The following is a 14,858-nucleotide window of genomic DNA, read 5'->3' as shown; positions in this document are numbered from 1 at the left end:
TTGGGTTCGTATAGCGCGGGTTTCCACAACAACGGCCGACCGTCCACGCTACTTATAACGGTTTAATCTTCAGATTGCGGAAGTAGATGGGAGCACCGGCATGCTTGCCCTGTAAGCCAATATAGCCGTGGAGGGGCAGATCAGCGGGTGGTTTGCTGAGCCATTCAGGCACAGGCGACCCATCGGGATTAGTTTTGGCAGACGTGAATTTCGACAGGTCTATCGTATTCACTAACTGGTTATTGAGAACGATGTAAATCATCTTGCCCTGGCAGGTGATGGTATACCGGTTCCACTCGTCGGGCTTTTTAACTATTTGTTGCTTGATGGCGGCCTGATGGCCAAAAAAAGCACCACACTGCCAGTTTGTTGGCGATTCGGCCCACTGTTTGGCATAATCGTCGGCAATTTGAATCTCCACCGAATTTGGAATCCAGTTGGTGGTATCGCTGGCATGCACCACCACGCCACTATTGGTGCCGTCGGCGGTTTTGAATAGTAAATCCAATATGAAATCGTCGTAAGGCACAGCCGTCCAGATGGCTTTATCGGCAGTAGCGGTCAGAATACCGCCATCATCAATGCTCCAAACGCCTTTTGGAAAACCAGCATCCGAGAGATCACTGGCGAAGAGCGGTCTCCAGCCGGGCCCGCTAGAGTTAGGATGGCCTTTGGGAGGTATACTGACTGTTGGCGCTTGGGCTAATAACTGACCGGCTAAGGCCATTAAAAAGACAGAAAGCAAAAGGTTTTTTTTCATGAAAGGGGTTCTTGAACGGCTAGTTGCTTTACAAATAACAGATTTTAACGACAGAGACACAAAAGACACGGAGGTTTTAGTTTTCTCCATACCCTTTGTGTCTCTGTCGTTACTCGATCTATAGGTTCAACCAGTAACTAAACCGCGCTGGTTGCTGCGACCAGTTGATTGTCCTGCGCTTCGCTTTGCCGAACGTCGTTTTGACGGAAGCTTTTCATTATCCAGCCGCCACCAATGACGTCGTCGCCTTCATAGAAAACGGCAGCCTGACCCGGAGCAATAGCCGAAACCCCTTCGCTGAACAGCACTTCAATTTTGTCGCCAGATTGCGAAATCGTAGCGGGCGTGCCGGGGTCTTTGTAGCGCACTTTGGTTACCGTTTCGAGTGGCCCATTGATGTGGTCGTACTTTTGCAGATTTAATTTGCTGACAATCATGCCATCGCGGAAGAGGTCTTTGTCGACTCCCAAAACCACCTCGTTGGTGTCTTTCCGGATTTCGGTGACGAACATCGGTTGGCCAAATGCCATACCTAGCCCTTTGCGTTGGCCAATGGTATAGAACGGATAGCCCTGGTGTTTGCCCAGCACTTTTCCCGTGCCTTCCATAACGAAATTTCCACCGGCAACTTCGGCTTCCAGACCTGGCATACGCCGTTTCAAAAAGCCCCGGTAATCGTTATCGGGAACAAAGCAGATTTCGTAGGATTCCGATTTAGTAACCAGTTCCATGAAGCCCCGTTCTTTAGCCATTTCCCGAATTTCAGATTTGCGCAAATGGCCCAGTGGTAATTTCGTCCGGCTCAAACTCTCCTGCGATACACCCCACAAAACGTAGGATTGATCTTTCAGCGAGTCAATGCCTTTGGATAAAACAAATCGGCCGCCTTCTTCTCGAATATGGGCATAGTGGCCCGTTGCAATTGATTCACAGTCAAGGCGGTCGGCCCGGCGAAGCAGGGCATCCCATTTGATGTGGGTATTGCACATAACGCACGGATTGGGTGTCCGGCCTTCGAGGTATTCACCTGTAAAGTGGTCGATTACGGCATCACCAAATTCTTCCCGAATGTCCAGAATATAATGGGGGAAACCGAGACTGACGGCAATATTGCGGGCGTCGTTGATGCTGTCGAGGCTGCAACAGCCGGTTTCTTTTTTTGTACCACCTGAGGATGCGTAATCCCAGGTTTTCATGGTCATGCCAATGACCTCGTAGCCTTCTTCGTGCAGCAACACCGCTGCCAATGAAGAGTCAATGCCACCACTCATGGCGACAAGAATTCGTCCGTGTTTGCTCATTTTTGTATCCGCAAGGGGTCAAAGCCCTCCGATTTGATATGCTGGTAAAATTACCTGGTACGTAGCCAACAACTGAACGAAGCGATTTGGTTTCCGATAAAAGCCGGTAAAAAGTGATAGAGGCAGATCTTCCACATGCCCGTGCCCACCTGAGCCGGTAAGTGGATCGACATAGAATGCTAGCCGCACAGCCGAAAGCCAGATAGATGCTGTAACTTATTCATCATGCGTTTATTTCTTGCGACCAGGCTTTTGGGGACTATACCCTTTCTTACCATGAAACCAGTGAGCAGCCTGCCCCGTGAGCCAGAGGTAATAATCCGAACCCAGGTCGGATTCAATGCCAACAAACTTGCCTTCGCCATTCAGGGGCAATTCGTTCTCTCGGCGAGTTTTGAAGATGGCAGTGCCTTCATCAACTTCATCGAACATGGCTACGTAGAGACTCTGGGCATCGGCTGCTTTGGCACCAGCCACCTGCTGCCAGAGGAAATCGCCTTTTAACCGCGGAATCTGGTTATAGACATTGGGACTATTTTTGAGATTCCCCCAGCTAAACCCCGGAAAAACCAGCGGTACGTAATCCACTTTAGCCGCTTTACACCAGGCAATGTCGTCTGCCAGTGTACTGCCCGCTACCGTAGCGTACGTTTCGGGTTTATAGCGACCCACCGCCCAGGGCATAATAATGTCGGCGCTTTTAATGAGCGGATGGAGTCGGTCAGAGACTTCGGTATCTTTGGTCATTGTTCGCCAGTAGTATGATACACCGAGTAGAATCGACGTTTTTTTCGTCGGGCCTTTTACCCGATCCACCAGCACCTGAATATCGGCCGTGGTGTACCGTCGACCGTCGTTAAAGCCTACACCCCAGATTGCCAGGAGGGGTTTGCCGTTGTGCCGCAGATAAGTCGGGTTTTCTTGGTTATTGAATAGCGAAAATAGCTGTTGCACTTCCTCCCAATCCTTTACCAGCAGCTCCATATCAGCGGAGGTTGAGCCACTCAGGTCATACATGATGCAGATGGCCCGGCGGTGTTTCTTAGCTGCTTTCAGCGCATTCTCCAGCACCTTGTTGAAATGTCGCTTTCCTTTTTCAGACTTCACTTCGGTCAGAAATCGCTGCATAAAAACCCCGTCGATCCCGTACTCTTTCATCCAGTTAAAATGCAGGTCGACACTGCTCTCATCAAAAGGGCTGTAGAGGGATGCCGGACTACCATCCGCAAATTGAAAAGCCGTTTTGTACGTAATCGGATAGTCTTTCACATCCGGCCAGAAGTCAATCGATGCGTAACCCGGTTCGAATTTTCCCCGTTTCTGATAATGATGCCAGCCTCGTTCAGAGGCATCGCCCTGGGCGGCAAACCAGCCCTGATAGCCTGCCATCACCAGCCCTTTGTAACGGGTATAAAGGCAACCTTTTTCGTCGTATTTCACCTCGGCAGGTTGGCCTCTACCGATTGTGATACCTAGTAACCAACCTGTCAGGGATAGGAATAGAAATGCAGTTGTTTTCATACGTACTGGTAAATCAGAAAGCAAAAACAGATAAAAAGCCTGCGTGGAAGCGATACTGTTCGATAGCTGTAATTGAATTAATTGAACCCGTCGTGAAGTACGGCGCCCTCACTTAAAAAAATCTTAATAAAGGCTTAATAGGCTGTTTATGAGTGAAGTTTATTGGGCAATTTTAAGAAACTGTACTCGCCCTGCTACTTCATCTTAGGGCGTTGCTTTTCGCCTTTCTGGTTCCAGAAAATGAACGTACCCCGGTCGGTGGACGTAACAATGTCGATAGCACCGTCTTTATTTAGGTCTGTCGCCAGTACATCTGATCCAACCCCTGATCGGTTGTGAATCAGTTCGGGTACAAACTCGGCACCACCCGGCGCTTTGGGGTTCCGAACGGTCCGGTACCAGTACAGAACCGGGGGGCCATATGGGTCCGGGTCGAAGTAGTTATCCAGGTGTGACCAATAGCGTTTCCCCACAATGAAATCAGGTATTCCATCGCCATCGATATCCGCCTGCGTAGAGCCGTGGGGCTGTGAAAAAGTTACGTTACCGGCATTTTTCGTGGAGAAATCGTCACTGATCACGTGCTGAACAAAGGTGATCGTTCCATTAGAGTCCCGTTTCTGTTCGTACCAGCCCAAGCCGAAACCGTGTGCGTTGAGGCCCGTTACAACGTCGTTCAGCTTGTCGCCATTGACGTCGTAAATAGCCATCATGCTGCCTCCCACGCCCGGCCCCCGGTGGCCGTATCGGGCAAATGCCGCTGAATGATAAGGCCATAATTTCCCACTGCTATCAGCCGTGGGCTGTTCCCACCAGCCGTTCGGATTAATCAGGTCGATTCGTCCGTCGCTGTTAATATCCCCAAGGCCAATCCCATGCGCCAGGAAATAGCCTTTTTCTGAAACAGGATGCACGGTCCAGGGTTTCGTGGGGTCGGTAGGGTCAGGTTTGGCATAGCGAAGTTCACCCTCCGCCCCGTAAATCAGTTCGGGTTTGCCGTCGTTGTCAATGTCTTTAAATAAGGTAACCTCCGTCTGAACAGGCACCACGACCTCAAATTTATCCCAGCGACGTGATTCGCCTTTTGGGTTCAGGTACAATGTAGCGCGGGGTGGTCCGGTCAGGATGTCAGTCCAGCCGTCACCATTAAAATCGTAGGTGTACTGACAGTTAACGTCCGTAAATTCTTTCGACGGATTGAACGGAAAAGCCGGATAAATTTCCCGTGACTGGGTGAAATCAGGCCCGAAGTAAATATAAGGACCAGCCACTAGGTCGGGAGTGCCATCCCGGTTGAAATCACCTGCACCTGCACCCCACGAATAATACATGTCGTTGATTCGTTGCACCTGGAAACGATCCGATGTTTTTTCGGTGGGCATGGTCCGCAGGGCGGCATCTTTATAACCAACCTCCTTGAAGCGAACTTCGCCGGTTCCACCTACGTATAAGGCGATAGGGCCGTACCGACCAGCCTCTTCATCGGTAGCTCCACCGGCCATTTCACCACTGTCGTTGAGAAACGTACGGATAATGTTGTTGTCCAGAAAAATCTCAACCTGATTCCAGTCGTTCGGACGATAGCTACTTTCTACGCGCGAAATGGGTAGTTTCAGTCCAAAATAAGCCGGGCGACGGTTCCGGTTAGCAGCCGCATTATTCGCAGTCTCGTTAGGTTTGGGCGGTGGCGCCAGTCGAACAATACTACCCGCCGACCGTAACTTCTCCCGTGTCAATTCATGTCCTTGTGCATCCAGCGTGATACGATAGGAACCTACTTCCGTTTCCCGAATCGATACCAGAATTCCTTTATACCCATCCGCTGTTTTCTCCAGTCTGAACAGAGTACCCGTTTCGCTACCGCCTGTACAGCGGAACTGCGCATGAAATCCTACGTCCTGATAGGAACGATCCAGCACGAGACAGCCTCCCGAAGAGCCAGGTTTTAGCGTGCCAATCAGTTCGCCATTTTCGGCCCGCCAGTCGGCCTGCCCCAGCGAATGCCAACCAGTCAAGCTCGACCCTTTGACGATAACATCGGGCACAAACGTTAGCCCGATGCCAGCTTTGGCTTCCGACGCGCCAGACTGCCCAAATGAAATATTAGCGCAGAACAGCAACAGACAACACAGTAAAGTTTTCACAGGGTAAGTGGTTTGTTGTCTAAATGTTGCGTTTTACGTGCTCAATCAGCCAGTCGGCTACCTTTTCGTAATCCAGATTCAGGTACTTACCACTGTACTGTTCAAGCGAATAAATACCCTTGAACCCCATCCGTTCGGCCAGTTGAACACATTGATCGAAATCGTAGGAGGTGTGTTCCATATGCTCATTGAAACTATCCGCTTTGGCCGAGATCAGGTAGGCATAAGGCATGATCTTCGCCAACGCGTCGAAGCGAGCCGCCTGCGAATAATTACCGAAGTCGGGCAGGGTGTAAATGTTCTTGGGGCCTGCTTCCTGCACGATGCGCACGTGTACATCGGGATTCATCTCTAAGCCGAAGTGGTTTTCGGTCAACAAAATGAGCTTTTTGCGTTGAGCATATTGGTTGACCACTTTCATCGACTCGATGCTCTTTTCAACCGATCCATTCGCCCGACCGGGATTGATACGAACGCAGGGTGAACCCAGATACGCTACGGCATCCATCCACTCTTTCACGTGGGCCAGACTCCGTTGCCGCTCGGTTTCGTCGTTGGATGCCAGGTCGTATGCGCTATCCACCTGCACATTTATCAGGCGCGATGAACTGGTTTTCATGCTGGCTTTAAGCTGATCCAGATACGATTTTTCGAGTGACTCGAAATGATTGCTCCAGAATTCAAGCTGCCGAATGCCAAACCGTTCCTTGTAATAGGCCGGTACATCCAGCAGTGTCAGTTCGTTTGCGATAGTGGCTATTTCCTTTGGCTTTGTCTGTTTAAACCGGTAGCGAAACAAAACCGTCCCCATGGCAATTCGATCCATTTTATCGGGCTTCATCGGTCGGAAAGCCGATGAAGCCCAGACGGTTATTATCAGGCCGGAAGCACTGCTCAGAAAGGTTCTTCGTTCCATAGGGATAAGGTTTACTAAGAGAACGCTGTTTTTTATGACGATTATGATCTGTGTAAATCATGCAGATCATAATAATCGTGTTCTATTAATTTATGATCATTTTTCAGGAAGGGCATACACGACGTAACCCGATGGTAATCCATTAGCCCGAATACTTGTATCGTCCTTAGCCACACTCTCGACGGTAAAGCTGGCCGTAGAGCTAACCACAAGGTATTGACGTCCTTTCGCTTCGTACATAGATAATAGCCCCTGCGTTTCTTTCGGCAGTTCATCCGTCCAGAGCGTCTGGCCCGTTTCAGCATCGAAAGCATAAATCTTCCCTCCCTTGGATGTCGCGAATAGTAGCCCGTTCGATGTGACAATCATTCCTTTCCGTTGCGAACCAATGGGCGTACCGGTATCTTTCCCACCCTGCTTTAGCACCCGGATATCCTGCCCGATAACTTTCTTCCATTTGATGGTTCCCGTATTCAGGTCGTAGGCGACAATAAACGACCAGGGTGGACTCAGCAGATTGGAATATTCCAATCCGTATCCAGAGGAGTATTTATTGGCGGGTCTGGCCACTCCTTCGGGGTAAGCGCGTAATGCATTGGCAGATCGCATGGCCGCAAAACCACTGGGTACATCTGGAGCGCCACCCGAAGCAACCACAGGTCCATTAGGCATCGTTACTGAACCGGCTGGAGCGCCCTGAGGCCGACGGTTGGCGGATTCGATGGTACCGCCCAGAAACCGATACAGGGCGCTTAGCGTCTGTTCGTCGATATGCTGAAAGCCAGGCATTTGGCCTTTACCCACCGCAACCACGCCTTTGAAGTTGTCAAAGTTGAGCCGTGTACCGATGTCAAGCAGTGATGGGCCGACAACACCCGCTCGATTGGCACCATGACACGACTGGCAATTAGTTTTGTAGACAGTCATTGCCCGCGTTACCTGATCGGCGGATAAGGCGGCCTGACCCAGTTCAGTTTTTGCGAGTCGATAGACGGATGGATATTCCTGAGCCGCTACGTACATAATTCCCTTTTGAGGGTTTGCAGCTGTGTTCCCATAATTAGCACCACCCACAGCTCCGGGCATGGCAATTACCTCATATTGATCAGAAATTGGAGTAAACAAACCTGTTTTGGCCGCTGCAATTCGAGTTTTCCAAGACTCCCGTTCTTCTGCCGTCATGTATGGGTTAATATCATTGACGGTTACGTTTTGCCGGTTAAAAGGCGGGAGTACAGTCGGAAAGGGTTGCGTTGGCCAGGCTTGTTCTTCGGGCATATTGCTCGCCGGTACGGGCCTTTCCTGAATAGGCCACAACGGCTTGCCTGTGACCCGATCAAAGGCAAATAAGAACCCCTGCTTGGTGGCTATCGCTACAGCATCAATTAGCTTCGTCCCTCCAGACTGGTTCTTGTGCCGAACCGTCAGCAGTTGCGGGGCTGCCGTCAGATCATAATCCCATAAATCATGGTGAACCGTCTGGAAGTGCCACAGCCGTTTGCCGGTACGGGCGTCGAGGGCCAGGAGGCAGTTGCCAAACAGGTTACTACCAATCCGGTCGGCACCATAGTAGTCATAGGTGGGTGAGCCGACGGGAAAATAGGCAATTCCTCGCTTTTCATCGAGCGTGATTTCACCCCACGTATTCGCTCCACCAACGTATTTGTAGGCATCTTTCGGCCAGGTGTCGTAGCCAAACTCGCCCGGATGGGGAATCGTATGAAACACCCAGGCGAGTTGACCCGTAACGACATTGTAAGCCCGAAGGTGACCCGGTGCCGAAAACAGGTTTTCGCCGGGTGATGATCCCAAAAGAATCAGATTGTCAAAAATACAGCCGGGTGTGGTCGACTGAATACGTCCGATTGTCGATGGATCACGGCCTAATCCTTCCCGCAGTGAAACCGAACCATTGGTACCGAAACTTAGAATCGACTTACCCGTTTGCGCGTCGATGGCCTGTAAGGTATTGTTCAGGCAAAAAAGCAATCGCCGGTCTTTACGATCTTTACTCTCCCAATAATTGATGCCCCGCCAGGTAATTCCGTTCAGATTCGCATGGATCCAGAGTTCTTTGCCCGTTGCCGCATCGAGCGCTACCAGCGAATTATTCTTCGCCAGCACATACATCACCCCATCGACGATGATCGGGTTAAATAAATACTCAACTTTATCAGCCGTCGGATAATGCCAGGCCACTTTTAACTGGCCAACATTCTGCTTCGTGATCTGGTCTAGGCGCACATATTTGGACTGATCCGGCCGACCACCGTATTGGGGCCAGTTCGAATCGGTAGCTGGCTGATCAATGTGTGGATTAACGCCCTTCAGTCCCATCATGGCGATTCCTAACCAAGCCGAAAGGCATAGAGAAACCGGCCAATAGCCAGATGGCCTCCGGTTAGTGAGTCGTGTATTCATCGGCAGGAGTGGTTGAACTCGTTTCGTTTTTCGCCTTGCGATGCCACCAGGAAGCCAAAATGGAACCTGTAATGTTCATGAGTGGGCCGAAGATGGCCGGAGCCAGACCGACTGTTGCCATTTTGCCCATCTGGTTGGCAATGCCCGAAGCCAGTCCACCATTCTGCATCCCTACTTCAATGGCGATAGTCCGGCAATCGCGTTCATCCATCTTAAATAAGCGAGCCGACGAATAGCCAAGCAAATACCCGCATAGGTTGTGAATGAGCACCAAGCCAATCAACACAGGGCCAATGGTTAAGAGATTGGTTCTTCCGGCTGCCGTAATCACGACGATAATGAAGGCAATGCCGAACATCGATACCAGCGGCATGGCCTCATCGAGCCATTTCGATTTACCGCTTAGAAACTTGTTGAATAGTAGTCCGGCCCCGATCGGTAAAATCACCATCTTGATAATATCCCACATCATGTGCAGGGCGTCGATCTGCACAAAAGCGCCCGCCAGTAATTTCATCAGGAAAGGCGTAACGAACGGGGAGATGGTCGTCGAGATGGCGGTAATGGTAATGGATAGCGCCAGATTAGCTTTTGCGAGGTAGGAGATTACATTCGATGCCATACCGTTGGGCGAGCAGCCAATCAGAATGATACCAGCCGCAATTTCGGGAGGTAGCCCGCTCAGATTTGCCAGCGTAAAACCCAGCAGCGGCATGATTAGAAAATGACTCACTACGCCAATGAAAACCCCTTTAGGCATTTTGACGACCCCAACAAAATCCTCGGCACTCATCGACGTACCCATGCCAAACATGATGAGCTGGATGAGGGGCGTAATCAGGCCGGATAGCTTAAATCCATTGACTTCCACAAAGTAGTCTGGATAATACAGGGCCGTTGTGACGGAAGCGAAAATGACAACGGTATAAGAAAAGCCTCTTAATGCCTCGTAGCCTCTAAAACCAATGGCCAAGGCTACAAAAAAGGCAATAAAAAATGGCCCAGCCTGAGCGAACGCACCGGTAAATGCTAAATACAGGGCAATAAGCAGCCCTAGAGCCGCAAAACTGAATGCGAACTTATACATATTCATGTAAGTAGGAAATAGGAGTTTAAGCCGCTACGGCTTCAAAATGGTACCGTCATTTTTACGAACTGTCCAGCGCGATTTAGTGCCAATGGGGTACTTGGCTGCTTCCTTTTCGTTGATGTCAATCCCTAAACCCGGCGATTCACTCACCTGATAATACCCGTTTTTGATAATCGGGCAGCCGGGGAAAACCTCTTTTACTTTGTCGTTGAACATCTGCGACTCCTGGATGCCGAAGTTCCAGACCGCAATATCGATGCTGTTGTTAGCCGCATGGCCCACGGGCGAGGTATCTCCGGGGCCATGCCAGGCCGTGCGGACATTGAACCACTCACCCAAACGAGCTACTTTCATGGCTGGCGTAATGCCGCCAATCTGCGAAATGTGAATCCGGATAAAGTCGAACAGATGGTTGGCCATCGGTTCTTTGAATTCATTGATGTTATTGAACAGTTCGCCCATAGCAATGGGTACGGCGGTTGTCTGACGCAGTAGTTTGAACCAGCTCATGTTCTCCGGGGAGAAGGGGTCTTCGATAAAGAAAGGCCGGTATTCCTCCAGACCCTTGATCATGTTGATGGCGTCGATGGGCTCGGTCAGTTCGTGCATATCATGCAACAACTGAACGTCTTCCCCACAACGTTTGCGCACCACATCGAACATTTTAGGCACCCGTTTCAGATACGTCCGTTGGTCGGAGAAGTCATCGGTTTCCCGGCCAAAGCCAGCCGTTTTGAAATCGGGTTTTAAGTCATTCATGGCACCGACTCCGCCGTAGCCCCCCTGCTGAATCCGCACATGACGGAACCCCATTTCCATAAATTGCTGTACTTTATCGGCGATGGCTTCGGGCGTTGGTCCGCTGGCATGGGTGTAAGTATCCACAGCAATTCGGGTTTTTCCGCCCAGAAGTTGATAAACCGGCATGTTGGCCCGTTTGCCTTTAATGTCCCACAAAGCCTGATCCAGCCCGGAAAGGGCATTGTTCAATACGGGGCCGTTCCGCCAGTAGGAGCTGACATAGGCTGATTGCCACATGTCTTCGATGTTGTCAACATCTTTCCCGATACAAAAATCGTTCAGATACGTATTGATGGCCGGTATGACCACCTGGGCTCGTTGGGTGAAGGTGGCACAGCCCAGGCCGTATAAGCCCGGTTCAGATGTTTCGACTTTCACAATGACCAGATTAGCTCCTCCCGGTGCGGTAGTGATAGCCCGAACACTTTTGATAGTTACGGGAGCCGCACCTTTGGCGTAGGCTGGAGTCGTATAGTGTTCGGCCCTGGCTTCAGGGCTATCGAAAAGACCAAAGATGCCTGCGGTTGACCCCAGTCCCAGCAGCTTAAGTGCGTTCCGGCGGTTCGTTTCGGTTTGTATTTCTGGCTTCGCCATATCAAGTTTATGTTCCGTTAATGGTCTAGAAATTAGTTCAGTTAGGGTATTATTTTGACGGGTCTTTTATATAATACTGGTAGGTAATCTGCCAGGTAATGGTTTTGCCCGGTTCCACATTCAGGTTGATATAAGGTTCTGGGCAAACCGTCGTGGCCGAAGACCAGTACACCAATCGGTCAATCTGCCGATCACCGGTTACGTTTACACCTGCTCCGGTTTTTGTGTTTTCGACGGCAAGGGCGTAACTCACTGATTTTCCGTTAGTGAGATTGGGGAAATAAGCCTGCTCGCGTTTGCCTAACTCGCGCAGGTAGCTAAGCTGGTTATCCTGAAGTTTGACCAGGTCATTCAGACCTTTGCCACCTTCGGTGGAAAGATTGGTTGCCGGTAACGTGACAGAATATGTCGGGCCCGTTGGCTGTTGGTCAATGACGAAAAAGTTGTGGTTATAGACGGTCGTTTCAATCGGACGCTTTCCCGTATTTTTCAGGCTGTGCGTAATCACCAGTTCGGGTTTACCCTTGGTGAGTTTCAGCGTTTTCTGGTACTCGTAGGCGTACGTGCTATCGGCAAGTGTGTGCGTAAACTGCACCTGATCGGCTTTCTTTTTTATAGCCCATTTACCCGAATTGGCCAGGGTATAAAATTTAAATGAGTTATACAGTTTCTCGTCGGACCGGATCAGACTTCCAATACCAATTTTGACAAATGTTCCACCCGGCTTAGCCGTCGAGTACCCCAATGGGCCAAACTCTTCGACCGGTCCCATGATGGCATCATGGGTTGTTGGATTATACGTGTCGAACCACTTGCCATGATACGTATGCCCCTTGTAATCCAGACTGGCCACGACACCCGACCAGTCGAAACGTGTGCCCCGGTAATAGCCAGTCTCCCCATCAGGCAGGTACAACTGTGCATGAACCAGCCCGTTAGAAATCTCTGTTTCGGGAACATCGATAACTGGTTTTAGGCCAAGGGCTAGGCTAATGAAAAGAGCGAAAGAATGAAAGAGTGAAAGAGCGGTTTTCATAAAAATCAGCGTTCTATTTCAACACAAAGGCGATGTAGTTTCCGCCAAGTTTCTGACCTCTTCCTCCTCCAGCAGCAATGACGATGTATTGTTTTCCATTTACCTCATAGCTGATGGGTGTTGCAAAACCACCCGCCGGAAGCTGGTATTCCCAGACAACCTTCCCCGTTTTTTTGTCGAATGCCCGAATCTTTTCATCCTTGGTTCCTGCTATGAACACCAGACCGCCTGCCGTAGCCAGTGGCCCACCATAGCTATCGGTACCGGTTGTAGGAATACCTTTCTTTGCCAGTTCCGGGTATTCGCCCAGCGGCACCCGCCAGAGATAGTCGCCTGTATTCAGATCAATGGCGTTCAGCGTGCCCCAGGGTGGTTTAATACCCGGATAGCCCTCTTTATCTGTAAAGCGTTGCCAGACTTTACTCACGTAGGTTGGCACATAGGGGAAGCCACTCTTGTTCGCTGAAACAGGCGTATTGGTCGAAGCCTGAGCCACCTTTGGCGATCCGGTTTCGGTATTCAGCAGAAAGCTAATAAGTGCGTCACGATCTTTATCCGACAGATGGCCAAACGAAGGCATCCGACCGCTGCCGGTCTTTAGCAGGGTTTTAATCTCATCGACTGAGCGCCTTTTACCAATATCGATAAGCGAAGGCAGTTCGGGGCCACTTCCGCGTCGATCCTGACCATGACAGGCGGCACAATTCGCAATATACAATGCATTGCCAGCCGTGACGGGTGTGTTACGCTGCGCCAGGTCAGCCCGTTTGGTCATGATCAGTTCCCAGGGCTCTTCGTTGACATTCTGGTAAAGAATCCCCGACGGATCGATGGCATTGCCGCCCCATTCGGCCCCACCACTGTAGCCAAAAAGCAACGTGCCTTTTTCGGACGGTGGAGCGAACTTATTATCCGTTTTAAGCTGTAGGAAACGCTCTTTTACGTAGGCATGTGCTTCCGGCGACAGATCGGTAATATCCGCTTCAGTATACACCTGCCGATTTAACGGTAGCGGTTTAATAGGGTATTTCTGTGTCGGCCAGGGATGTTCGTCAGGTAAGCCATTGATCGGAACTTTGCGTTCTTCCACTGGGAATAGTGACGTGCCTTTATCCCGATCCAGTACATACACCAATCCATCTTTGGTCGTCTGTACAACGGCATCGACTCGTTTCCCGTTACGATTCAGGGTAATGAGATTCGGTGGGCAGGGGTGATCCCGATCCCACAGGTCGTGGTGAATGGTCTGATAGTACCACTTTAGTTTGCCTGTTTCGGCCTCTAGTGCCATGATGCAGTTAGCAAAGAGATTCTGGCCTTTACGGTCACCTCCGTAGAAATCGGACGCGGGGGAGCCAGTCCCAAAATACACGACGCCCCTCTTGTCATCGAGTGACATGCCACTCCAGTTATTCACAGCCCCGATTTTCTTGTAGGCATCTTTTGGCCAGGTGTCGTAGCCAAACTCACCTGGCTGCGGAATCGTATGAAATACCCACTTCAGTTTGCCCGTCACTACGTCGAACGCCCGAATATGGCCGGGTGCTGCATCGCCCGACTCCGATACGCTCGATCCGATGATAAACGTATTCTGGTACACAATCCCCGGCGAGGTCGCATTCACCGATAGCTTGCTCACATCGTGATCCAGATTGGTTTGCAGGCCTTCATGCAAATCGGCTTTACCGTCGGTGCCGAAACTGGAAATAGACTCACCTGTTGCTGCATTGATAGCATACAAGCTGGAGCCAACCGTATACAGAATCCGCTTATCGGTCCCGCTTTGCCAGTACACAACGCCCCGGTTCGAGTTGCGCCGATCGTTCCGTGACGGTTCAAACCGCCAGAGTTGTTCACCAGTACCTGCTTTCAGGGCGAATAGGTTCAGATCCGGTGTAGTACCGTATAGAATCCCGTCCACGACAATAGGCTGGCACTGGATAGCCCGATCACGCCGACGACCGTTGGCGTCGGGCTTTTCAGCAGCATCATACATCCAGGCAACCTGTAAGTTTGTTACGTTCCGGGTGTTAATCTGGGTCAGTGGTGAGTACCGATTTCCCGCTTTATTCCCTCCGTAATTGGGCCAGTCCTTACCCGTCGATAGAGGGCCTTCGCCTGTCACCATGCTGGCGGCAAACGCGCTACCCACTACTAGTCCAAGGATTGCCCCTTTTCGGTCCAATCGAATCATAGAAATCAGCGTGTATTGTTATGTATTTTTTAAGAATGTGCCCAGTTAGAAAAGAGCAAATGTCGATTTCTATATAAAGA

10 protein-coding genes are annotated in these 14,858 nt (G+C 50.5%); all 10 read right to left on the bottom strand.

Annotation, left to right across the window (positions count from 1 at the left end; all coding sequences use genetic code 11):
• Positions 1–52 precede the first annotated feature (52 nt).
• Positions 53–760: a 3-keto-disaccharide hydrolase gene (locus ACYVGO_RS21415; RefSeq protein ID WP_460971019.1), complete on the bottom strand. Its 708-nt coding sequence runs from the start codon at positions 758–760 to the stop codon at positions 53–55.
• Positions 761–897: 137 nt separating this feature from the next.
• Positions 898–2,061: a tRNA 2-thiouridine(34) synthase MnmA gene (mnmA, locus tag ACYVGO_RS21410; RefSeq protein ID WP_142772060.1), complete on the bottom strand. Its 1,164-nt coding sequence runs from the start codon at positions 2,059–2,061 to the stop codon at positions 898–900.
• Between the two features lie 231 nt (positions 2,062–2,292).
• Positions 2,293–3,582, bottom strand: a complete 1,290-nt coding sequence (locus ACYVGO_RS21405) for a glycoside hydrolase family 71/99-like protein (RefSeq protein WP_460971018.1) — start codon at positions 3,580–3,582, stop codon at positions 2,293–2,295.
• A 194-nt stretch (positions 3,583–3,776) separates the two neighbouring features.
• Positions 3,777–5,726 carry an FG-GAP-like repeat-containing protein gene (locus ACYVGO_RS21400; RefSeq protein ID WP_460971017.1) on the bottom strand — a complete coding sequence of 650 codons (1,950 nt, stop codon included), beginning with the start codon at positions 5,724–5,726 and terminating at the stop codon, positions 3,777–3,779.
• Between the two features lie 19 nt (positions 5,727–5,745).
• Positions 5,746–6,642, bottom strand: coding sequence for a sugar phosphate isomerase/epimerase family protein (locus tag ACYVGO_RS21395; RefSeq protein ID WP_460971016.1), 897 nt, complete (start codon positions 6,640–6,642; stop codon positions 5,746–5,748).
• A 96-nt stretch (positions 6,643–6,738) separates the two neighbouring features.
• Positions 6,739–9,063, bottom strand: a complete 2,325-nt coding sequence (locus ACYVGO_RS21390) for an outer membrane protein assembly factor BamB family protein (protein WP_460971015.1) — start codon at positions 9,061–9,063, stop codon at positions 6,739–6,741.
• The gene (locus ACYVGO_RS21385) at positions 9,044–10,156 is read right to left on the bottom strand and encodes a bile acid:sodium symporter family protein (RefSeq protein WP_460971013.1); all 1,113 of its coding nucleotides are present in this window, start codon (positions 10,154–10,156) and stop codon (positions 9,044–9,046) included. The genes ACYVGO_RS21390 and ACYVGO_RS21385 overlap by 20 nt, the downstream gene beginning before the upstream one ends.
• A gap of 27 nt (positions 10,157–10,183) precedes the next feature.
• The gene (locus ACYVGO_RS21380) at positions 10,184–11,548 is read right to left on the bottom strand and encodes an enolase C-terminal domain-like protein (protein WP_460971012.1); all 1,365 of its coding nucleotides are present in this window, start codon (positions 11,546–11,548) and stop codon (positions 10,184–10,186) included.
• A gap of 49 nt (positions 11,549–11,597) precedes the next feature.
• A complete protein-coding gene (locus tag ACYVGO_RS21375; RefSeq protein WP_460971011.1) occupies positions 11,598–12,584 on the bottom strand; it encodes a hypothetical protein in 987 nt (328 codons plus the stop codon).
• Between the two features lie 13 nt (positions 12,585–12,597).
• A complete protein-coding gene (locus ACYVGO_RS21370) occupies positions 12,598–14,778 on the bottom strand; it encodes an outer membrane protein assembly factor BamB family protein (RefSeq protein ID WP_460971009.1) in 2,181 nt (726 codons plus the stop codon).
• Between the last annotated feature and the right edge of the window lie 80 nt (positions 14,779–14,858).

The organism is Spirosoma migulaei (genome assembly GCF_054776855.1).
Note: the sequence above shows the minus strand (reverse complement) of the source record. Positions and strands in the feature narration are given on the sequence as shown.